This window comes from Nocardioides sp. (genome assembly GCF_025964975.1).
In the GTDB taxonomy this organism is placed as follows: Bacteria; Actinomycetota; Actinomycetes; order Propionibacteriales; family Nocardioidaceae; genus Nocardioides.
Window position 1 is genome coordinate 1 of the sequence record NZ_JAOPXV010000109.1, and the last position, 21,196, is coordinate 21,196.

Annotated in this window: 19 protein-coding genes and 2 pseudogenes; 2 read left to right on the top strand and 19 right to left on the bottom strand. The window is 67.0% G+C overall.

Annotation, left to right across the window (positions count from 1 at the left end):
• From JWN68_RS07860 to JWN68_RS07930, 15 genes and pseudogenes are all read right to left on the bottom strand, one after another.
• Window positions 1-945 (bottom strand): annotated as a pseudogene (locus JWN68_RS07860) (DNA-directed RNA polymerase subunit beta); the annotation flags it as partial.
• Between the two features lie 233 nt (window positions 946-1,178).
• The gene (locus tag JWN68_RS07865; protein ID WP_297737187.1) at window positions 1,179-2,012 is read right to left on the bottom strand and encodes a DnaJ domain-containing protein; all 834 of its coding nucleotides are present in this window, start codon (window positions 2,010-2,012) and stop codon (window positions 1,179-1,181) included.
• Complete coding sequence (locus tag JWN68_RS07870; RefSeq protein WP_297737190.1) at window positions 2,009-2,584, bottom strand: hypothetical protein; 576 nt, start codon at window positions 2,582-2,584, stop codon at window positions 2,009-2,011. The genes JWN68_RS07865 and JWN68_RS07870 overlap by 4 nt, the downstream gene beginning before the upstream one ends.
• Before the next feature lie 23 nt (window positions 2,585-2,607).
• Entirely contained in the window at window positions 2,608-3,891 is a 1,284-nt protein-coding gene (locus JWN68_RS07875; RefSeq protein ID WP_297737193.1) for an MlaD family protein, read from the bottom strand.
• Window positions 3,888-5,354 carry an MCE family protein gene (locus JWN68_RS07880; RefSeq protein WP_297737196.1) on the bottom strand — a complete coding sequence of 489 codons (1,467 nt, stop codon included), beginning with the start codon at window positions 5,352-5,354 and terminating at the stop codon, window positions 3,888-3,890. The genes JWN68_RS07875 and JWN68_RS07880 overlap by 4 nt, the downstream gene beginning before the upstream one ends.
• Window positions 5,351-6,526 carry an MCE family protein gene (locus tag JWN68_RS07885; RefSeq protein WP_297737199.1) on the bottom strand — a complete coding sequence of 392 codons (1,176 nt, stop codon included), beginning with the start codon at window positions 6,524-6,526 and terminating at the stop codon, window positions 5,351-5,353. Before JWN68_RS07885 ends, JWN68_RS07880 begins: the two co-directional genes overlap by 4 nt.
• Window position 6,527: 1 nt before the next feature.
• Window positions 6,528-7,490: an MCE family protein gene (locus tag JWN68_RS07890; protein WP_297737202.1), complete on the bottom strand. Its 963-nt coding sequence runs from the start codon at window positions 7,488-7,490 to the stop codon at window positions 6,528-6,530.
• Window positions 7,487-8,521 (bottom strand): MlaD family protein, encoded by a 1,035-nt coding sequence (locus JWN68_RS07895; RefSeq protein WP_297737205.1) that lies wholly within the window; start codon window positions 8,519-8,521, stop codon window positions 7,487-7,489. Before JWN68_RS07895 ends, JWN68_RS07890 begins: the two co-directional genes overlap by 4 nt.
• A complete protein-coding gene (locus JWN68_RS07900; protein WP_297737208.1) occupies window positions 8,521-9,807 on the bottom strand; it encodes an MCE family protein in 1,287 nt (428 codons plus the stop codon). The genes JWN68_RS07895 and JWN68_RS07900 overlap by 1 nt, the downstream gene beginning before the upstream one ends.
• Before the next feature lie 6 nt (window positions 9,808-9,813).
• Window positions 9,814-10,641 (bottom strand): ABC transporter permease, encoded by an 828-nt coding sequence (locus JWN68_RS07905; protein ID WP_297737211.1) that lies wholly within the window; start codon window positions 10,639-10,641, stop codon window positions 9,814-9,816.
• A gap of 4 nt (window positions 10,642-10,645) precedes the next feature.
• Entirely contained in the window at window positions 10,646-11,431 is a 786-nt protein-coding gene (locus JWN68_RS07910) for an ABC transporter permease (protein WP_297737213.1), read from the bottom strand.
• A 7-nt stretch (window positions 11,432-11,438) separates the two neighbouring features.
• On the bottom strand, window positions 11,439-12,395 hold the full coding sequence (locus tag JWN68_RS07915; protein ID WP_297737216.1) for an ABC transporter ATP-binding protein: 957 nt from the start codon (window positions 12,393-12,395) through the stop codon (window positions 11,439-11,441).
• A 146-nt stretch (window positions 12,396-12,541) separates the two neighbouring features.
• Window positions 12,542-13,534, bottom strand: coding sequence for an ABC transporter substrate-binding protein (locus tag JWN68_RS07920; protein WP_297737219.1), 993 nt, complete (start codon window positions 13,532-13,534; stop codon window positions 12,542-12,544).
• Between the two features lie 11 nt (window positions 13,535-13,545).
• Entirely contained in the window at window positions 13,546-15,468 is a 1,923-nt protein-coding gene (locus JWN68_RS07925) for an ABC transporter permease subunit (RefSeq protein WP_297737221.1), read from the bottom strand.
• Window positions 15,465-16,490, bottom strand: coding sequence for a betaine/proline/choline family ABC transporter ATP-binding protein (locus tag JWN68_RS07930; protein ID WP_297737224.1), 1,026 nt, complete (start codon window positions 16,488-16,490; stop codon window positions 15,465-15,467). The genes JWN68_RS07925 and JWN68_RS07930 overlap by 4 nt, the downstream gene beginning before the upstream one ends.
• A 75-nt stretch (window positions 16,491-16,565) precedes the next feature.
• On the opposite strand from JWN68_RS07930, the gene purU reads away from it, so the two are divergent.
• Window positions 16,566-17,456 (top strand): formyltetrahydrofolate deformylase, encoded by an 891-nt coding sequence (purU, locus tag JWN68_RS07935; RefSeq protein ID WP_297737227.1) that lies wholly within the window; start codon window positions 16,566-16,568, stop codon window positions 17,454-17,456.
• A 102-nt stretch (window positions 17,457-17,558) separates the two neighbouring features.
• On the opposite strand, the gene rplL is transcribed toward purU, so the two are convergent.
• Together rplL and rplJ are read right to left on the bottom strand one after the other, a co-directional pair.
• Complete coding sequence (rplL, locus tag JWN68_RS07940; protein ID WP_297737230.1) at window positions 17,559-17,945, bottom strand: 50S ribosomal protein L7/L12; 387 nt, start codon at window positions 17,943-17,945, stop codon at window positions 17,559-17,561.
• Between the two features lie 75 nt (window positions 17,946-18,020).
• The gene (gene rplJ, locus JWN68_RS07945) at window positions 18,021-18,686 is read right to left on the bottom strand and encodes a 50S ribosomal protein L10 (RefSeq protein WP_297737232.1); all 666 of its coding nucleotides are present in this window, start codon (window positions 18,684-18,686) and stop codon (window positions 18,021-18,023) included.
• Between the two features lie 270 nt (window positions 18,687-18,956).
• Between rplJ and JWN68_RS07950 the strand changes: the two genes are divergently transcribed.
• On the top strand, window positions 18,957-19,955 hold the full coding sequence (locus JWN68_RS07950) for a DnaB-like helicase C-terminal domain-containing protein (protein WP_297737235.1): 999 nt from the start codon (window positions 18,957-18,959) through the stop codon (window positions 19,953-19,955).
• Window positions 19,956-19,960: 5 nt separating this feature from the next.
• Here the strand turns inward: JWN68_RS07950 and JWN68_RS07955 are convergent, their stop codons facing one another.
• Together JWN68_RS07955 and JWN68_RS07960 are read right to left on the bottom strand one after the other, a co-directional pair.
• Window positions 19,961-20,824, bottom strand: a complete 864-nt coding sequence (locus JWN68_RS07955; RefSeq protein ID WP_297737238.1) for a hypothetical protein — start codon at window positions 20,822-20,824, stop codon at window positions 19,961-19,963.
• Between the two features lie 81 nt (window positions 20,825-20,905).
• Window positions 20,906-21,196: pseudogene (locus JWN68_RS07960) on the bottom strand (50S ribosomal protein L1); the annotation flags it as partial.

Below are 21,196 nucleotides of genomic sequence, written 5' to 3' on the forward strand. Positions count from 1 at the left end.
GACGATGTCGTCGATGGTCAGCGTCTGCTGGTCGAAGGCCTCGTGGGTGCCGAGCTTCTTGTTGATCTTGTAGCGACCGACCTTGGCCAGGTCGTAGCGCTTGGGGTTGTAGAAGTAGTTGTTCAGCAGCGTCTGCGCGGCCTCACGGGTGGGCGGTTCGCCCGGGCGCAGCTTGCGGTAGATGTCGAGCAGCGCCTCGTCCTGGGTCTGGGGCGTGTCCTTGTCCAGGGTGAGCATCATCGACTCGTACTCGCCGAACTCCTCGCGGATCTGCTCCGGGGTCCAGCCGAGCGCCTTGAGCAGGACGGTGACGTTCTGCTTACGCTTGCGGTCGAGACGCACGCCGACGAGGTCACGCTTGTCGACCTCGAACTCGAGCCAGGCGCCGCGCGAGGGGATCATCTTGGAGGTGTAGATGTCCTTGTCGGACGTCTTGTCGGCCGTCCGCTCGAAGTAGACGCCGGGCGAACGCACCAGCTGCGAGACGACGACGCGCTCGGTGCCGTTGATGATGAAGGTGCCCTTGCGGGTCATCATGGGGAAGTCACCCATGAAGACCGTCTGGCCCTTGATCTCGCCGGTCTCGTGGTTCATGAACTCGGCCGAGACGTAGAGGGGCCGGGAGAAGGTGAAGTCCTTCTCCTTGCACTCCTCCTCGGTGTACTTGGGATCGACGAACACGGGGTTGTCGAACGACAGCATCATCGTCTCGGAGAAGTCCTCGATCGGGGAGATCTCCTCGAAGATCTCCTGCAGACCTGACTTCTCGGAGACGTCCTCACCCGCGGCGCGGCGCGCTGCGACCGTCTCTTCCCACTTCTCGCCGCCGACCAGCCATTCGAAGCTGGCGGTCTGGAGAGACAGGAGAGGGGGAACCTCGAGCGGTTCGGTGATCTTTGCGAAAGAGGTGCGACGGGGGATACCAGCGGAGCTGCGCGCGGCCAAGAGTTTTCCTTCGAATGATCAGGGACGATCGAATCGCTGCCAGCCGACCACCGACGACACCCGTCCGGACAGGGTGAAGGGCATTTGAGGGCAGGCGCAAAGAGGAAGCGTACATGAAATGCACGCGCGTCTCAAACGCGGGGTCAACTCTTCAGGAGAAGAGCACGTCCGCGTTGCGGATGATGATGAACGTCCGGGGCCGTCAGGTCAAGCACCACGGCCGCAGGCGGGGATCAGGGAGCGGCTGGGGAGGTCACCAGGTTGTCCACGAGCCACTCGTCGCCGACCTTCTGCATGGTGACGGTGACCTGGTCCTTGGAGAGGACCGGTTGGGCCGAGAGCTTGTTGAGGGTGGGACGGTCCACGAAGATGAGGACGTCGACACGCTCCTCCCCCGACCGGACGATCCCGGAGGCGATCACCTCGGCGCTGACCTGGGTCTTGGTCGACGGGGCGTTGTCGGCGATCACTGCGAAGAGCTCGTCGTAGCTCTTGCGATAGTCACCCGTGAGGTAGGCGGTGGCGCGCTTCTGGTCCTCCTCGAGCGTCCTGTAGTCGTAGGAGAGGACCGGCACGATGGCCTGCTCCGCCGCGCTCTGCGCCTCCCGGGCTGCATCCTCTGCCTCGTTCGGGACCGAGATGAACGCGCTGCTCGGCGTCTCCAGGCGATCTTGGGGCCGACTCCAGGCGAACGCAGCCAGGGCGACAGCCGCCAGGGTCACCACGGCGACGGCCGCGATCAGCCACAGCGGCACCACTCGGCGAGGCTCGGGCCGGATTGCCGTGGCGCCGGCGCCGGCGTCGGGCTCGGTCCCGGCCTGCAGACTGGCATCAGAAGCGGCATCAGGGGTCGGGCCGGGCACAGGGTCGGGGCGCTGGGCGGCCAGCTGTGCGTCGTACGCCGCCCGACGATCCTTGTCCAGCAGGACCTCTGCAGCCTCGTTGAGCCGCTGGAACCGGCGCGAGCCAGGCTCGAGGTCGGCGATCCCGCTGCGCCAGGCGGCACGGACCTCGTCGGGGCTGGCGGTGGGCTCGATGTCCAGGACGTCGTACCAGGTCGGGGTCACTGCGGAGGCTCCTGCTGCTCGCCGGCACCGTCGCCGTTGACCGGACCGAAGTCGTCGACGAGCCACTCGCCATCGATCTTCACCAGGGACACCGAGATCCGGAAGGGGATCGGCTCCTGCTTGATCTCCTCGCCGTCGACGTCGTAGGTGTCACTGAAGGACCCGGCGACGAGGGTCTGGGCCGAGTCGTCGTCGAGGCTGGCCACCCCGGTCGCGAAGACGTCCGGGACCCGCGAGACACCCGCCTGGGCAACCAGCTGCTCGGCGGTGCCGGCCTCGGTGTCGAAGGACGCGGCGAACTTGGGGGTGATGACTTCCTTGACCTTCTCGCGGTACTCAGGCATCCCGCCCTGCTCGTCGAGCAGCTCGGGACCGTAGGAGCCCAGGCGCAGCATGAACTGCTCGGTCTGGGCCATCACCTCTTCGCGCGTCTCCTGGGTCTCCGTCGACCCCTTGACCACCTCGCTCACCCGGCGAACCGGGTTGCCGGTCTGTGGTGAGGTCGTGGACAGCACGAGGACCAGGGTCGAGAGCAGCGCGAGGACGAGCGTGACGAGGAGTCCGACCAGCACCACCAGACGCAGCCGGGCATTGGCTACTGCGCCAGCAGGGGCTGGAGGTACAACCACTTCCACGACTCGCTTCCCAGGGTCCGGGGGGCGGCGCTACCGACCGACTGCAGTGCTCCGGCCTGCTGCTCGCCCCAGATCATCTTGCCGGTCGTCGGGTCGTAGGCGGCCACCGGGTCGCCGTAGTCCGCGGCCGGACGTGGCGGAGCGTGCTGCGCGCCCCGGGCATTCGACTTGGACGCCGGCTCGGTGCAGCGTGCGTCGACGTTCATCGTCCGGTTGGAGCCGTCCTGGGGGAGCCGGCGATCGGTTCCCTCGTATCCCCCGTTGCACACGTGTGGCTCCTGGGTCAGCACCATTCCGAAGTGGGCGTCGAAGTTGCCTGTCTCAGGTGTCTTCGACACGACGGTGAAGCCGCCCTCCACGACATAGGGATAGAGGACCAGGATCTGCTCGATCCCGTCGAGCCGGGCGACGACCACCTCCCCCGTGGTCACGAGGTTGTTGACCAGAGACGCGAGATCCACCTCGTTGTCCTCGAGGAAGCGCCGCAGCTGGTTGGCCGTCGCGCTGCCGTTGTCGATCACCCCGCGCAGGTCCTTGTCGCTGTCGGCCAGGGTCGTGGAGAAGACACTCAGGTCGCGAGCGAAGGCGCGGAGCGGGGTCTCGGAGGCGATCTGTCCGCGCAGCACGACGTTGCCGTCGCGGATCAGCTTCGTGGTCACCTCGAAGTTGGCATCGGCGGCGTTGATGAACTCGTTGCCGGAGTCGATGATCGTCTGGAGGTCGTCACCCGCACCCCCGAAGGCGGCACCGAACTCCGTGGTGACGGTCTGGAGGTCGTCCTCGTCCACGCTGCGCACCGTCTCGGAGAGATTGGTCAACAAGGTGTCGGTCGAGATCGGCAGGGCGGTCTGGTCGAGGCCGATCTCGGAGTTGTTCTTCAGGTAGGGGCCCTTGTCGCTCTGCGGCTGCAGCTCGACGTACTGCTCGCCCACTGCGGACCGGTTGCCCACCAGCGCGAGCGTGTCGGCCGGGATCTTGTCCTGCTCGTTGTCGATGTCGAGGTGCATGTCGACGCCGTCTTGGGTCAGCACCATCTTGGAGACCTCACCGATCCGGACGCCGCGGTAGGACACCTCGGCCCCGGCGAACGCGCCGCCGGAGTCGGAGAAGTGGGCCACCACGGTGTAGGCGTCATCGACGAAGACGCGGTCGAGGCGGGCGTAGCGCGCCCCGACGAAGGTCACGCCCACCATGGTGATGATGGCGAACACGAGCAGCTGGAGCTTGGTCCGGCGGGTGATCATCGCAGCACCACCCCGGGGATCAGCAGGTTGACGAGGTCGGCATCGTAGGTCTCCATCAACTCACCGAGCGTGGGTCCGCTGGTGCCTCGTGTCTGACCCGTGCCTGCCCGAGGAGCTCCCTGCCGCGGGAGGGCGACGGTCGGGGCCGTCGGCAACGGCGGCAGGCCGGTGCTGGTGGGCACCGGGACGGGCGGCAGCGTGGTGGGCACCGGCACCGGCGGGATCGCGTTCAGCTCCTTGCAGACGTCCTTGTCCTTGTTCTCGTCCTTCTTGCACTCCTCCTTGAGCTTGGCCAGCTCCGCCGGGGTCTGGAGGACCTTCTGGCACTCCGGGCTCGTCAGGCTGCCGCTCCGCAGGCACTCCAGCACGTTGTCGAGGATGACGGTGGGATCGATCACCGTGGGCAGGTTGGTCGGCAAGGTGGGCAGCCCGGTCGGGAGCGTGGGCAGCGAGGGCAGCTCGATCGGCCCCTTGCTGAGGTCGACCTCCAGGGTGATGGACAGGTTGGTGTAGTCACCCATGTGCAGGTTGCGTGCCACCTGCGGGTCCCGACCGACCACCTCGTCGACGAACGGGTAGGTCAAGAACACATGGAAGGCCTTGGTGAAGTTGTCACCCGACGCTGCGAGCTGGGTGAGGACGGGGTTGAGCGCCTCGAGCGAGTCGATGGTGGCGGCCTTCGAGGCGCTGATGACCTTGACCCCGACCTCGCTGAGGTCGTCGAGCGCCTTGAGCATCTTGACCAGGTCGTCGGTCTGGGAGTCGATGGAGTCCAGTGCGCTGGGGAGCTCCTCGAGCGCAGCGTCGATGGTCGGCTGCTCCTTCTGGATGGCGAGCGCGAGCTGGTTGAGCTTCTCGATCGCCGTGAGGATCTCCTCCTTGTTCTCGTCGAGCTGGCCCATGAAGGAGCGGATCTGCTCCAGCACCGACCTGGCGGCTCCTTCGCGACCCTCGAGAGCGAGGTTGAGCTCGCGGTTGATGGTCTGGAGCTGACCGATGCCGCCACCGTTGAGCAGCAGGCTGAGCGCGCCCAGGACCTCTTCGACCTCGGAGTTGCGCCCGCTGCGGTCCAGAGGGATCCGGTCGCCGCTCTCGAGCGGGTCAGGACTGGCGCCCTCGTCCGGAGCCTTGAGGGACACGAACTTCTCCCCCAGCAGGCTCGTCTGGCGGATCTCGGCCATCGCGTTGTCGGGGAGCTTGACGTCGTTTCGCATCTCGAGAGTGACCACGGCGGTGTAGCCGTTGAGAGCCACATCCGTGACGGTGCCGACGCTGACGTCGTTGACCTTGACCGTCGACTTGGGCACCAGATCCAGCACGTCGGCGAACTCGACCTTGATCGTCATCGGGTTGTCCCCGGCGTCGGGGCCACCAGGCAGGGGCAGCTTGTAGATGTCGAAGTCGCACCCGGTGAGCAGGAGCGCTGACAGCACGACGGGGACCAGGGCCTTCAGCTTCTTCATCGTTGCTCTCCCACGAGTCCGCCGAGCGTCGGGTCGAACTGGAGGTGCGCAGGCGCGGGCAGCATGCTGCTGCTTCCCTTGCGGGACAGCGCTCCGCTCCGAGGCTTGGGCAGGGTGCCCGGGGGCAGGATCTCCTTGATCGTGTCGCAGACCTGATCAGCACCCTTGACCTGGTTGGTCAGCCCGCACAGGAACTGTGCGGGATCTGCCGCGATCTGACCCTCGATCTCTCCCTGATTGGCCCGGGTGTCGAGCGTGCCCGCCTGCGGGTTGTAGGTGAGCGCCAGGTTGTTGAGCGCCAGCGGAGCGACCCGGAGGATCTCGTCCAGCGAGTCGCGCTGCTTGACCAGCACCTTGGAGAACCGGTTGAGGCCAGCGATGTTGCGGCCGAGGACCTCGCGGTTCTCGGTGACGAACTCGGAGACCTCGGTCAGTGCCGTGGACAGGTTCTTCAACGTCGACGCCAGCTCCTCGCGCTCGCCCTTGAGCAGGCCCGAGACGTCGGCGAGCGAGCGGTTGAAGCTCCGGACGGTCTGGTCGTTCTGGGCGAGGGTCTCGACGAACTTGCCCAGCTGCTCGGTGCTCCCGAACAGCTCTTCCTTGTTGTTGGCCAGGGTGTCGGTGAACCGGGCGAAGTTCTCGAGGGTGGTGTTGAAGTTGGCGCCCTGCCCACCGAAGTTGTCGGCCGTGACCGCCAACAGGTCCGACAGGGCACCGTTGGCGTTCGCGCCATTGGGACCGAGGGCCACGTTGAGCGTGTTGAGGCTGTCGTAGATCTCGTCGAGCTCGATGGGGGTCGCCGTCTGGGACGCGGCGAGCTCGGTGTTGTCGGCCATCACCTGGTCGCCCTTCCGGAACACCGGGGTGAGCTGGACGAAGCGGTCCCCGACGATCGAGGGCGCCACGATGGCCGCCTTGGCGTCGGCCGGAAGTTTGATGTCCGCGTCGTAGACCATCGTGACGACCACGTCGGTGCCCGACGGCGTGACCTCCTCGACGGTGCCGATCGGCACACCGAGCACCCGGACCTCGCTGCCCTCGTAGATCGAGATCGTGCGTGGGAAGTGCGCGACGAGTCGCTTGGTCCTGTCCCCGCTGAACATCGTGATGGCCGCGGCCGCCACCAGCGCAAGGATGACGAGCGGAACTGCGAACTTCTTGATGAGGTCCATGTCAGCCAACCTGGGGGACGGGTGGGAAGTTCTGGATGTAGGTGTCGAACCACGGTCCGGTGCCCAGCGTGTTGGCGAACACCCGGTAGAACGGCGCCATCAGTCGAAGGCTGTTGTCGAGGTTGTCCTCGTTCTTGTTCAGCACGTCGACGACGTTCTCCAAGTGGGTCAGGGCTGGTTTCAGGTCCGCACGGCTCTCGCGCACCAGCAAGGTCAGCTCGCGCGAGAGCGTCGTGGTGGACGTCAGCAGGTTGTGGATCGCCTGTCGGCGACTCACCAGCGCCCGGAACAGGACGTCCGCGTCCTCCATCAGGGCGACGATGTCCTGGTCACGCTCATCGAGCACCCTCGAGACCTTCTCCAGGTTGGTCAGCAGGGTGCCGATCTGCTGGTCGCGGGCGGCGATGTTCCCCGACAGCCGGGTGACCCCGTCGAGCGCTGCCTTGAACTCCTCAGGAGTGTTGCGGGTGAGGTCGGCCAGGGTGGTCAGGGCCTCGGCAAGCTGGTCGGTGTCGATCCGCTCCGAGGTCGATGCCAGTCCCTCAAAGGCCTCGACGACGTCGTACGGCGACGTGGTCCGCTCGACCGGGATCGTCGACTCCTCCTTCATCTGACCCGAGCCGGCGGGCTCGAGGGAGAGGAACATCGCACCGAGCAGGGTCTTGACCTCGATCGACGCGCTGGTGCTCGGACCGAAGGACTCCGCCTCGTCGACCTTGAAGGCCACCTTCACCTTGTCCCCGTCGAGCTCGACGGAGTCGACCTTGCCGACGCGCACGCCGGCGATCCGCACCTCGTCGTTGGCCTTCAACCCACCGGCCTCGGAGAAGGCGGCGTAGTAGGTGTCGCCGCCCCCGATCACCGGCAGGTCGCCGGCCTTGAACGCCACCGCCAGCGAACCGGCCAGGAGAGTCAGGCTGATCGCGCCGATGATGACGGGATTGCGCTCGCGGAAAGGAATCATCCCAGATCACACCTGTCGGAGCCGGTCTGGTAGCTGACGGGCACGTTGACGCCGGCCGGAAGCTTGATCCGGCCCTGGAACTCACACAGGTAGAAGTTGAAGTAGGACCCGTAGATCGCGGTCCGGCCGACCTTCTCGAGCTTGATCGGCAGCACCTGGAGGGCCCGGTCGAGCTCCGCCTTGTTCTTGTCGATGTTGCCCGCCACTGCCCGCAGCTGCTTGATGTCATCGACGAAGGGCTCGCGGATCCCTGAGAGCAGTCCGGCCGTCTCGACCGAGAGCTCGGAGATGTCGTCGAGCGAGGTCAAGATGGCCTGCCGGTCGTCCTTCAGCCCACCGATGAGCTGGCGGAACGAGATGATCAGCCGGGACAGCTGCTCGTCCCGGTCGCCGATGTGCTGGAGCACCTGGTTGAGGTTCTCGATGAGGTCACCGATGATCTCGTCGCGGTCGGCCAGGGTCGTGGTGACGGAGGCGGTGTGCTGGAGGAGGCCTTCGAGGGTGCCGCCCTCGCCCTGGAACACCTGCACGATCTCGTACGACAGCTTGTTCAGGTCGGCGGGCGACAGTGCCTGGAAGAGCGGCTTGAAGCCGTTGAAGAGCACCGTGAGGTTGAGCGCGGGTGCCGTCTGAGCCAGCGGGATCGTCCCACCCTCGGGCAGCCGGCCGGCGTCGCCGACCCCCTGGGTCAGGGAGATGTAGCGCTGCCCCACCAGGTTGCGGTACTTGATCGTGGCGAAGGTCCCGCCGTTGACCTGGGTCGCGTCGGCAACGGTGAAGCTCACCAGGGCGCGGGTGCGATCGGTGATCTCCACATCCTTGACCGTGCCGACCTTCACACCCGCGACCCGGATGTCGTCTCCCTTGACCAGACCCGTGGCGTTGAGGAACTCGGCCTTGTAGTCGCGGGTGGGAGCGAAGTTCAGGTTGCCGATCAGCACGACGAGGACGCCGGTCAACATCGCGGTGACGATCATGAACACGAGCAGCCTGACCAGGTCGCCGCTGGTCTTCTTGTCCAGGCGGGCCATCAGTCATCAGCTCCCAGGGAGACGGTGGCGCCGCGAGCCATCGGGGCGATCAGCAGCACGCCGAGGTCGGGCACGTCCGAGACGCTGGTGCCGATCGCCGGCGCCAGCAGCCCCTTCACGAGCGCGGACTCCTCCCGGCTGCCGGGATATCCCTCGCCCCTCGACCAGCCGGTGGCCGCGCGCGAGGTCCCCTTGCCGGTCCCCTCGTCCACACCGTCGGCGAAGCCGGGAACCGGCGCCGGGTTGGTCTGGCTGTATGGCGGGGCAGGCAGAGAGGCGCAGGAGGGACCACGCTTCTCGCCGTACGTCGGCAGGTCCTGCGGTCCGTAGCCGCGCGGCTGGTTGGGCAGCGTCTCGAGGACGATGTGCAGGGTGAAGCCGCGGAAGACCTCGGCCTGCATGTCGCCGGCGGTGACGACGCCACCGAGGAGGCAGGGGTACTCCGGGGCGTACTTGGCGAACAGCTCGAGCTGGGGCTGGCTGAGCTCGGCGAGCCGGATCAGGTTGTCACCGTTCTCGTCGAGGAACCGCTCGGTGGTGTTGGAGAAGGCGCCGACGTCCTGGTAGAGCGCCGTGAGCTTCTCCTCGCGACCCTCGAGGGTCTGGGTCGTGGTGATCGAGTTGCGCAGGATGGTGGCGATCTCGGGCAGGACGTCGACGTAGATGTCGGCGACCTCGCCGGTCAGGCGGAGGTCCTCCACCAGCGCGGGGATCTCCGGGTTGAGACGCTTGAGATAGCTGTCGACGGTCTCGAGGTTCTCGCCGAGCTGGTTGCCACGGCCCTCCAGGGCGGTGGCGATGGCGTTGAGGGTCTTGTTGATCTCGGCCGGCTGGACGGCTCGCAGCAGCGGGTAGAGGTCGTTGAGGACCTGCTCGACCTCGGTGGAGATCGCCGTGCGGTCGATGGTGGCGTCGACCGCGATCGAGTCCTTGGCGGGCGCCTCGGGGATGATCAGCGAGACGTACTTCTCGCCGAAGAGCGTCTTGGGCACGATCGAGCCGGTCACGTTGGCCGGGATCGTGTCGCGCATGTCGGGGTAGAGACCCAACGTCAGAGTCGCGCCGTCGGCGTCACCGTCGATCGCGATGACCTCACCGACCTGCACTCCCCGGATCTTCACGTCCGCGCGCAGCGGCATCTGGAGACCGATCTTGGAGGTCTTCAGGGCGACCTCGTCGTAGTCGGTCCACCTCTTGGTGAAGACGCCGTAGGAGACCCACACGCTGGAGAAGAGCAGCGCGAGGAACAGCACACCGAGGAACAGATTGTTCTTGAACGGGTTCATGGCCGCTCACCCAGCCAATCTGACGGTCGCGTTGGTGCCCCAGATGGCCATCGACAGGAACAGGTCGATCACGTTGATCGCCACGATGCTGGTCCGCACGGCCCGACCCACGGCGACGCCGACGCCCGCGGGTCCGCCGGAGGCGTTGTAGCCGTGGTAGCAGTGGATCAAAATCACCGTGACCGCGAACACCAGCACCTTGCCGAAGGACCACAGCACATCGCCCGGAGGCAGGAACGCGTTGAAGTAGTGGTCGTAGGTGCCGGTCGACTGACCGTAGAACTGCGTCACCACGACTCGGCTCGCGAAGTACGACGACAGCAACCCCACGACGTACAAAGGGATGATCGCGATCAGACCACCGACGACCCGCGTCGCGACCAGGAAGGGCATCGAGGGGATGGCCATCACCTCCAGGGCGTCGACCTCCTCGGAGATCCGCATCGCGCCCAGCTGAGCGGTGAAGCCGCAGCCGACCGTCGCCGCGAGCGCGATGCCTGCGACGAGGGGGGCGATCTCGCGGGTGTTGAAGTAGGCAGAGACGAATCCTGAGAACGCGGCAGTCCCGAGCTGGTTGAGCGCGGCGTAGCCCGAGAGCCCGACCTGCGCCCCGGTGAAGAACGTCATGCCGAGGATGACACCGACCGTGCCACCGATGACCGCCAGCGCGCCGGAGCCGAGGGTGACCTCGGCGAGGATCCGCAGGATCTCCTTGGGGTAGCGGGTGACCGAGCGCGGGATGGCCTTGAGGACGGCGATGTGGAAACCGAGCTGGCCGCCCAGGTTGTCGAGGGACCCCAGCGGCTTCTGGTAGATGCTCTTGACGTTGGCCATGGCGTCAACCCGTCTTCGGCGGAACGACTTGGAGGTAGATCAGGCTCATCACGAAGTTGGCGACGAACAGCAGCAGGAAGGTGATGACCACTGCCTCGTTGACTGCGTCACCGACGCCCTTCGGGCCGCCGTCGGCGTTCATTCCCTTGTAGGAGGCCACGATGGCGGCGATGAGACCGAAGACGATCGCCTTGAGAAGACCGATGTAGAGGTCGGGCAGCTGCGCCAAAGCGGTGAAGCTGGCGATGTAGGCGCCGGGTGTGCCCTCCTGCAGGATCACGTTGAAGACGTAGCCACCCGCAACCCCGACGACGCTGACCATGCCGTTGAGGAAGAACGCGACGAGCATGCACGCGAGCACCCGCGGGACGACCAGGCGCTGGATGGGGTCGATACCCAGGACCATCATCGCGTCGAGCTCTTCGCGGATCTTGCGGGCGCCGAGGTCGGCCGCGATCGCCGACCCGCCCGCGCCGGCGATGAGCAGCGCGGTCCCGATCGGAGCGGCCTGCTGGACGACCGCCAGCACCGAGGCCGAGCCGGTGAAGGACTGGGCGCCGAACTGCTTGATCAGCCCACCGACCTGCAGGGCGATGACCGCGCCGAAGGGGATGGCGACCAGGGCCGTGGGAACGATGGTCACGGAGGCGATGAACCAGGCCTGCTGGATGAACTCCCGCAGCTGGAAGGGTCGACGGAACAGCCCGCGCACCACATCGAGCGCGAAGGCGAACAGCTTGCCCGCGGTCCCGATGGGAGCGAGCACGCGGGACGAGGTCAGGGAGGACATCGGTGTCTCAGGCCCCCGGCGCCAGGCCGGCGTTGGCCGTCTCGAACGACCCCGGAGGTGGCGTGACGCCGTTCTCCCGGCACCACTCGCCAGGTGGACGCTGGCTGCGCCGCGGGATCCCGTTGGAGGGTTCCTGCTGGAGGGGAATGGGCGGCAGGGGTGGGAGCTCCTGGTCGCTCTCGGCAGCGAGCTCGTCGGCGTCCTTCTCCTCCGACATCCCGAGCGGACCGACGCGCTGGGCGTTGAGGAACTGGCGGACCACCGGCTCCTCGGAGCTCAGCAGCATCTCGCGTGGCCCGAACATCGCGAGGTGCCGGTGGTACAGGAGACCGATGTTGTCGGGCACGGTCCGGGCCGTGTTGACGTCGTGGGTGACGATGAGGAAGGTCGCGTCGATCTGGGCGTTCAGGTCGATGATGAGCTGGTTGAGGAACGACGTGCGGACCGGGTCGAGACCGGAGTCCGGCTCGTCGAAGAGGACGATTTCGGGGTCCAGGACGAGTGCTCGCGCCAGACCTGCGCGCTTGCGCATCCCACCTGAGATCTCACCGGGGAGCTTGTCCTCGGCGCCGAGGAGGCCGACAAGGTCCATCTTCTCCATGACGATGCTGCGGATCTCCGACTCGGACTTCTTGGTGTGCTCGCGCAGGGGGAAGGCGACGTTGTCGTAGAGGTTCATCGACCCGAACATGGCGCCGTCCTGGAACAGGACACCGAAGAGCTTGCGGATCTCGTAGAGCTCCTTCTCGGAGCAGGAGGCGATGTCTGTGCCCTCGATCATGATCGAGCCGCGATCGGGCTTGAGCAGGCCGATGAGGGTCTTGAGGAAGACCGACTTGCCGGTCCCGGACGGACCGAGCATCACGCAGATCTCACCGGCAGGGATGGTCAGCGAGACATCGCCCCAGATCAACTGCTTGCCGAACGACTTCGTGAGGTCGTCGACCTTGATCTCTACTCCCATGCGAAGTATCTCCCTTTGCCCGTCCCCCGGCATTACTACTGAGTATCAACGCGACACTGAGCGTGAGGTTACGCACAAATGACCGCCACGTCACCAGATGGACACACAGTGTCACTCGGTGTGACGGTTCGGCTGCGGCCGTCCGCTCAGGACAGCCACTCCGCGACCAGGTCCGGGTTCTCCTCGATCCACCTCGCGGCCGCGTCATCCGGGGACATGCCCTCGTCGGCGATGTAGGCAGCGACGACGTTCTGGTCCTCGTTGGTCCACCGGAAGTTCTCCACCAGCCCGACCGCCGTGGAGTCCGACTCGGCCCACTCGGTGCTGACGACCTTCTTCAGCTCCGTCTCGGGGTAGTCGCACGCGACCGCTTGCTGGTCGTCCTGGCAGCCTTCCTCGTACGGCGGCAGCGCGACCTTGACCAGGGGCACCTCGGCCATGAAGTACTGCGGCTCGTAGAAGTAGCCGACCAGGAACTCCTTGTTCTCCTCGGCCTTGCGGAAGGCCTCGATGCTGGCTGCCTCCGAGCCGGAGAAGACGACCTTGAAGTCGAGGCCGAGGTTGCTCACGATCGCCTCGTCGAACTGCACGTAGGACGGGTCGGCCCCGAGGAACTGGCCCTTGCCGCCGGACTCCGAGGTCGCGAAGTCTTCGGCGTACTTGTCGAGGTTCTCCCACTGGAGGATGTCCGGGTGCTCCTCGGCGAGCCACGGCGGGACGTACCAGCCGATGATCCCGACGTTGCCCTGCGGACCCACGTCCATGGCGGTGCCGTCGCCCTCAGCCTCGAAGAACTTCTTCTCGAGGTCTGGGTGGCCCCAGTCCTCGATGATGACGTCGACCTCGCCGGTGCCGAAGCCGGGCCAGGAGACGTCCTCCTTGAGGTCCTTGTAGTTGACGGTGCAGCCGAGCTCGTCCTGGGCGACGGTGCCCACCACGTAGGCACTGGCTTGGTAGCCGACCCACGGGTTGACGGCCATGTCGAGCTCCCCGCACTCGCCGTCGGCGTTCGCAGCCTCGGACTCGTTGGCCTCGGTGGCCTCCTCGACGGATCCCCCGGAGCCGCAGCCGGTCACCGCCAGGGTCGCGACGGCGGCGAGCGCCCCGAGTCGTGTCCGTCGGCCTCTGGCAATCCTCATGGTTCGTCTCCTCATTTGCTGGCTGGCTCTCTTGCTGCCGCTCGGGTGATCCTGTCAAGCATGACGCCGAGCAGGACAATGGTGAGGCCTGCCGCCGCGCCCTTGCCCCACTCGTTGCTCTGCGAGATGCCCAGCACGACGTCATAGCCGAGCGCTTGAGCGCCGACCAGGCCGCCGATGACGACCATGGCAAGCACGTAGAGCAGGCCCTGGTTGAAGGCGAGCACCAGCGATCCCCTGGCCATCGGCAGCTGGACCTTGATGATCTCCTGCCACGTCGTGTGGCCGGTCGACCGCGCTGCCTCGATGGTCGTCGTCGGCACGCCCTTGATCCCGTCAGCCACCAGCTTGATGGCCGCCGGGGCGGCGTACACGATCCCAGCCACGATCGCGCTGAACCGGGTGGGACCGAAGAGCGCCAGCACCGGGATCAGGTAGACGAACGGCGGGATCGTCTGTCCGGCGTCGAGGAGCGGCCGGATGCCCAGGTCGACGCGCCGGTCCCGTGCCATCCAGACGCCGAGGAGCAGGGCCAGCACCATCACCAGCACCGTGCCGACGAGCACCATGGTGAGGGTGATCATCGCGTCGTGCCAGAGGTCGAGGTACCAGATGCCGGCGAGGCACACTCCGGCCGTGGCCAGGGCGCGCAGACCGCCGAAGACGAAGGCCAGCGTCGTGATCGCGAGCCCGGAGAGCCACCACGGGGAGTCGGCGAGCAGCGACTGCATCGGGTTGAGGAACCCGTAGCTGACGGCGTCCTTCAGCCAGCCGGCCGGGCCGCCGACCAGGTCGACGGTGCCGTCCATCACCCGGCCCGCCGCCTCCGCGATCGTGCTGCCAGCGCTGGAGGCCGGGAACTCGGCCAGGCTCAGCTCGCGTCGCGACAGGATCACGGCCACGAGCGCGCCTGCTCCGGTCCCGGCGAGCACCAGGCGACGGCGACGGAGGTTGCCCCCGCCTCCCCGGCTGATCCGCTCCGAGCGCTCGCTGGCAGCCGTGGTCGTCCGGTCGAGCATCACCGCCATCACCACGATCAGCATGCCTGGCACGAAGGCGCCGCCGAAGTCGTTGGCGACGAGCTTGCGCAGGACCGGCTTCCCGAGGCCGGGTCCGTTGACGTACGCCGCAATCGTGGCCATGGACAAGGCCGCCAGCGTGGTCTGGTTGAGCCCCACGATGATGGTCCTGCGCGCCATCGGGACCTGCACCTTGGACAATCGCTGCCAGGCCGTCTGGCCAGCGGAGTCGGTGGCCTCGATCGTCGTCCGCGACACCTCACGGATGCCGAAGCCCGCGATCCGCACGAGCGGCGGGATCGCGTAGATCAACGTCGCCACGACGGCGCCGCCGACCCCGATGCCGAAGAACAGCACCACCGGCAGCAGGTAGACGAAGGTCGGCATCGTCTGCATCAGGTCGAGGGCGACGGTGACCACCCTGCTGGCGCGCGGACTCGTCCCGATCAGGACGGCCAGCGGCATCCCGACCACCACGGTGATGCCCACGGCCAGGCCGGTGACGATCAACAGGTCGATCGAGTCCTGCCAGAAGCCCAGGACGCCGAAGGACAGGAACGAGACCAGCACCAGCAGCGCGATCCGCGCGTTCGCGATCGCGAAACCCACCCAGGTGGCGACCGCGACGACACCGAGCCAGCCGATCTCGGGCACGGGCCGGGGCAGGTTGGGGCGGGCGATCATCCGCTGGACCCAGTCGAAGGCGTCGCGGAGGATCTCCGAGACGGCGTTGGTCAGGCGCATGACCGGGTTGGTGTCCCGGCCCGCCAGCAGCGTGTTGTTGAGCTCGGTGAGCGACTCGTGCAGGTCAGTGTGCTCCGCGCCGGGCAGTGCCAGGGTGTTGCTGCCCTTGGTGAACGACCAGACGAGGATCCAGACGGCGATCACGCCGACCGCGGAGATCCACCGGGTCACACCTCCTCCTCGGCCACGACCACGCGCATGATGTCGTCCTCGTCGACGACACCGAGGAGGCGGTCACCGTCGACGACCCGGATCGGGGCGTCGGAGGCGATCGCGGCGCGGGCCGCCTGGCGCACGACGGTGCTCACGGGAAGGGTCGGGCCGTCCATGCGCTCGCCCGGTCGCGGGTCGCGCATCACCCACTTCAGCGTGAGCACGTGCGCCTTCGGCACCCCGGCCACGAAGTCCTTGACGTAGTCGTCGGCCGGTCGGGCCACCACCTCGTCGGGCGTGCCGATCTGCACGACCTCACCGTCGCGGAGGATCATGATGCGGTCGCCGAGCTTGAGCGCCTCGGAGAGGTCGTGGGTGACGAACACCATCGTCTTGCCCAGCTCGCGGTGGAGGCGGATGACCTCGTTCTGCATGTCGCGCCGGATGAGGGGGTCGAGGGCCGAGAAGGGCTCGTCGAAGAGCAACATCTCGGGGTCGCCGGCCAGGGCCCGCGCCAGACCGACGCGCTGCTGCATCCCGCCCGAGAGCTGGTCGGGGTAGAAGGACTCGTATCCCGTCAGCCCGACGAGGTCGATGACCTCCCCGGCACGGTCGCGGCGCTCCCGCTTGCCGAGGCCGCGCACCTCGAGGCCGTAGGCGACGTTGTCGATCACCTGGCGGTGCGGCAGCAACCCGAAGTCTTGGAAAACCATGGAGACCTGCTCGCGTCGTACGTCGCGGAGCTGGCTCTGCGAGGCCGAGGTGATGTCGATCCCATGGAGCGTCACCGTGCCGCTGGTGGGCTCGATGAGTCGCGTCAGCAACCGGACGAGCGTGGACTTGCCGGAACCGGACAGACCCATCACCACGAAGACCTCGCCGGCGCCCACCTCGAACGAGACGTCCCTGATGGCAGCGACGTTGCCCGTCTTCGTCCTGAGCTCGGCTCGCGAGAGCTCGGCCTCGGGAGTGCCGAGGATCCGGTCCGCCCTCGGTCCGAAGATCTTCCACAGACCATGCACTGACAGTGCTGCGGTCATGGCTGCTCTCCTACGTCGTTGGTGAGGCGGTCAGACTAGGGGCCGCACGCCGCCGAACCACATCCGAGGAGAACCATGATGCAGACGTCCGACGCCGCCGTGACGGCCGGTCCGGCGCCCGGCCACTTCGTGCTGATCCTCTCCTGTCCCGACCGCTCGGGCATCGTCCACGCCGTCACCGGATTCCTGGTGGAGCGGCACGGCAACATCGTGGAGAGCCAGCAGTTCGGGGACCAGCTGACGGATCGCTTCTTCATGCGCATCGACTTCGTCGTCCCGGGCGCGGCCACGGCCGAGTCCCTGGGCGGTGAGTTCGCGGCAGTGGCCGACCGGTTCGGGATGGACTTCGAGCTGCGGTCGGCGGATGCGCCGTACCGCACGCTGATCCTGGTCTCCAAGCACCTGCACTGCCTCAACGACCTGCTGTTCCGGGCCAGCACCGGGGCGCTTCAGATCGAGATCCCAGCGGTCGTGTCCAACCATCCCGACGCGGGTCCGCTGGTCCGCTCCTACGGTCTCGACTTCCACCACGTCCCGGTCACGCCCGAGACGAAGGCCGATGCCGAGAAGCGGCTCCTGGAGATCGTGGACGAGACCGGGACGCACCTGGTCGTGCTGGCGCGCTACATGCAGGTGCTCTCCGACGACCTGTGCCGCCGGCTGTCCGGGCACGCGATCAACATCCACCACTCGTTCCTGCCCAGCTTCAAGGGCGCCCGGCCCTACCACCAGGCCTTCGACCGGGGCGTCAAGCTCGTCGGCGCGACCGCGCACTACGTCACCGCGGAGCTCGACGAGGGCCCGATCATCGAGCAGGACGTGGTACGGGTCGACCACACCGACCGCGAGGGCCAGCTCGTCGCGGCCGGCCGGGACGTGGAGGCGCAGGTGCTGGCGCGGGCCGTGCGCTGGCACGCACAGTCGCGGATCCTGCTCAACGGAGAGCGGACGGTCGTCTTCCGCTGAGGCAGCAGGCTCCTCGAACAACCCGTCAAATCGCCTCAGGACGGCCACCCGGAGGTGACCGCCCTGAGGAGGTTGATGCCGGTCAGACCGACATCGGGTGAGTCACTTGACGGTGACGGTGGCGCCAACGGCCTCGAGCGCGTCCTTGGCCTTGTCGGCGGCAGCCTTGTCGACGCCTTCGAGGATCGGCTTCGGGGCGGCCTCGACGAGGTCCTTGGCCTCCTTGAGGCCCAGGCTGGTGAGGGCGCGCACCTCCTTGATGACGTTGATCTTCTTCTCGCCAGCGGCCTCGAGGATGACGTCGAACTCGTCCTGGGCAACGGCCTCTTCGGCAGCAGCGCCGCCGCCGGCGGCGGGGGCAGCAGCGGCAACGGGAGCGGCAGCGGTGACGCCGAAGGTGTCCTCGAACTGCTTGACGAACTCAGAGAGCTCGATGAGGGTCATTTCCTTGAACGCGTCGAGCAACTCGTCGGTGGTGAGCTTCGCCATGATGGCGTTTCCTTCCGTTGGTGGCCGGCGGGTGTTCCCCGGCCGATGGGTTTCAGGTGGTGTACGTCGGCCCGGTCAGGCTTCGGTGGACTCGGCAGCCTCGTCAGCAGCCGGGGTCTCCTCGGCAGCCTCTTCAGCAGCCGGGGTCACCTCCGCAGCCTCTTCAGCAGCCGGGGTCTCCTCGGCAGCGGCCGGCACACCGGCACCACCTGCGAGGATCGAGGGGTCCTCGGTCGCCTTCGCCTCCAGGGCGCCGGCGAGCCGGGCAACCTGGGCGAGCGGGGCGTTGAGGAGGTAGACAGCCTGGGACAACGTCGCGAGCATGCCGCCCGCGAGCTTGCCGAGGAGCACCTCACGCGACTCGAGGTCCGCCAGCTTGGCGATCTCCGAGGCGTCGAGGGACTTCCCGTCCAGGACGCCGCCCTTGATGACAAGAGCGGGGTTTGCCTTGGCAAAGTCACGCAGACCCTTGGCTGCCTCGACCACGTCTCCATTGATGAAGGCGATGGCCGTGGGGCCCTTGAGCAGGTCGTCGAAGCCTTCGATGCCCACCTCGGTGGCGGCAATCTTGGCAAGCGTGTTCTTGACCACGGCGTAGTTGGCGTTCTCGCCGAGGGAGCGCCGCAGGTCCTGCAGCTGCTTCACGGTGAGCCCGCGGTACTCGGTCAGCACAGCACCGGCGGCATCATTGAACGACTCAACGATCTCCGCTACGGCGGCAGTCTTTTCTGGCCGCGCCATGGGTCTCCTTCCGATGTCGACCACCGGCGTCGATCCCACCGAGACGACGAACGCCCCGAGCGCAGGCTCGGGGCGTGATCCGCAATCATGCGGAGCTGCTCCACCTGCGCTGGCCGTCCGCTGTCAGGCGGAACCTTCGATCTCGGGGCTGATGCCCGTCGACAACCGGCGGTCTCTGGTTTCGAAGGGGAAGACTACGGCGACCTGCCCGGATGGGCCAAATCCTTGCGTTCGGCCGCGCGCGCCGAGCGGACGTGCTCAAATCCGGGCATGGACCCGAAGCTGAGCCTCGCCATCGACGTGCTCGAGCGCGTCGATCGCCGGTTGCTCGACCCCGCGTCGGAAGCAGCCGTGTGGCCGACTGGATTTCCCCTGCTCGACGAGGAGCTGGGCGGGGGGCTGCGGGCGGGGACCCTCAACCTGCTGGCCGGCGCCCAGGGTGAGGGCAAGACGACCTTTGCGCTGCAGATGGCGCGCCACAGCGCCCGCTCCGGCCGACCGGTGGTGTTCCTGTCCTTCGAGATCGAAGCGGAGGCCCTGCTCCAGAAGGCCATCTCGGCCGAGGCCGCGGAGCGGTCGAACCATCCCTCCCCCCTCAACGTGGCCCAGGTGCGCGCCGCGTTCGAGGCGTCCGACGGTGACGGACGCGGCCTCGTCGAGCGGCTCGGCCAGCTCACCGGCGGCGTCGAGGCGCTGACCGCCGTGAGCGCCTACGCGCACCGGCTCTACATCCACCGGTCGACGACGACACAGACCACGCTCGACGTGATCGCGGCGACCGTCAAGGACGTCCTGATCGAGCACGGCACGCCTCCCCTGGTCGTGGTGGACTACCTGCAGAAGGTCTGCGCCCCCGACCACCTGCTGGAGGAGGAGAGGGTCACGCGCGTCACGGAAGGCCTCAAGGACCTCAGCATCGAGTTCGAGTGCCCTGTGGTCGCCATCTCCGCCTCCGACCGCGCCGGCCTCGAGCCTGGCACCCGGATGCGGGCCCGGAACATGCGTGGGTCCACCGCATTGGCATACGAAGCCGACGTCGTGCTGATCCTCAGCAACAAGTCCCACGTGGTGGCTCGCCATCACCTCATGTACGGCGCCAACAACGGTGAGCACTTCAAGGACTGGTCGGTCATGACCATCGAGAAGAACCGCACGGGTCGCTCCGGTGCGGAGGTGGAGTTCCGAAAGCACCTCGACTGCGGACGCTTCGTCCCTCAGGGCCAGTTCGTCGCCGAGAAGCTGGTCGACGAACGGATCTACACCGAGTAGGTGTCTCAGCTCATCCCGGGGACGTTGTCTGCGATCTCAGCAGCAGGCGGGGCAGAGATGTCGACATCGCTGCCGAAGTCGAAGTAGGTGCCCTCGGTGGTGGTCTTCGTCTTCTGGCCGCTGCCGGTCATGTCGGGCAGCTCGAGCTCCTGGCGGAACTTGCGGGGCTGGTTGTCGGCGTCGACCCACATCTCGATGACGATCTCCTTGGGCATGGCCTGCATCATCTCGGTCGGCAACTCCATCGCCTTGGCGTAGCTGGCCGTCTCCATCACCACGTTGTAGTGGTTGGTCTCGACGCCGTCCACCTCCTCGGTGCCGAGCAGCTCGAACTCCTTCGGCGCCTCCATGGCCTTGAACATCGCGCTCGGGTCGGTCGACTTGCCCAGCTGCCCGAAGAGGCTGTTGGGATCGCTCAGGTCGACCTTGAGCCACTTCTTGCCGTCCGGCAGCGGCATCCCAGCACCGGCGATGTAGAGGATCTTGTCGAGCATCACCATCTCGAAGGCCTGGGCCCCGCTGGTGGCTGCTGACATCTCGATCCCGTCAGCCTCGTAGCGCAGCTGGCCGGTCAGCTCCAAGGGAGCGGGTCCACCGGTCGTGGAGACCGTGAAGCCCATCGTCTCGGCCTCCTTCAGCGCGGCGGTGACCGCGGGGTAGAACTCCTCGGCCGAGAGCTCCGCGAGGTCGCCCGACGCCACCTCGGTGTCACCGGTGTCCTCGGTCTGCTCGGAGTCCTCGGCGGACGTCTCGCCGCTCGCGGTGTCTGTTGCCGAGGTGTCGTCGCCACCGCACGCGGCGGCCGACAGCACCATGCTGGTGAGCAGGGTGGCGGCGCCGAGACGGCGGGGCAGGGACGAGCGGGCCATGGTGGCTCCTTCGGTAGGGACGATCAAATGAAAGCACGCCCGACCACCTCGGAAGGCAGTCGGGCGTGCAGACCTCGGAGGTCAGGCCTGGGCCTCGTCCTCGCTGGCGACGTTCTTGGTGCGGTTGGGGTCGACCTGGACACCGGGACCCATGGTGGTGGAGACGGTGACCTTCTTGATGTAGCGGCCCTTGGAGCTGGCCGGCTTCAGTCGCAGCACCTCTTCGAGGGCGGCGGCGTAGTTCTCGGCGAGCTGTGCCTCGGAGAAGGACGCCTTGCCGATGATGAAGTGCAGGTTGGAGTGGCGATCGACGCGGAACTCGATCTTGCCGCCCTTGATGTCCGAGATGGCCTTGGCCACGTCGGGGGTGAC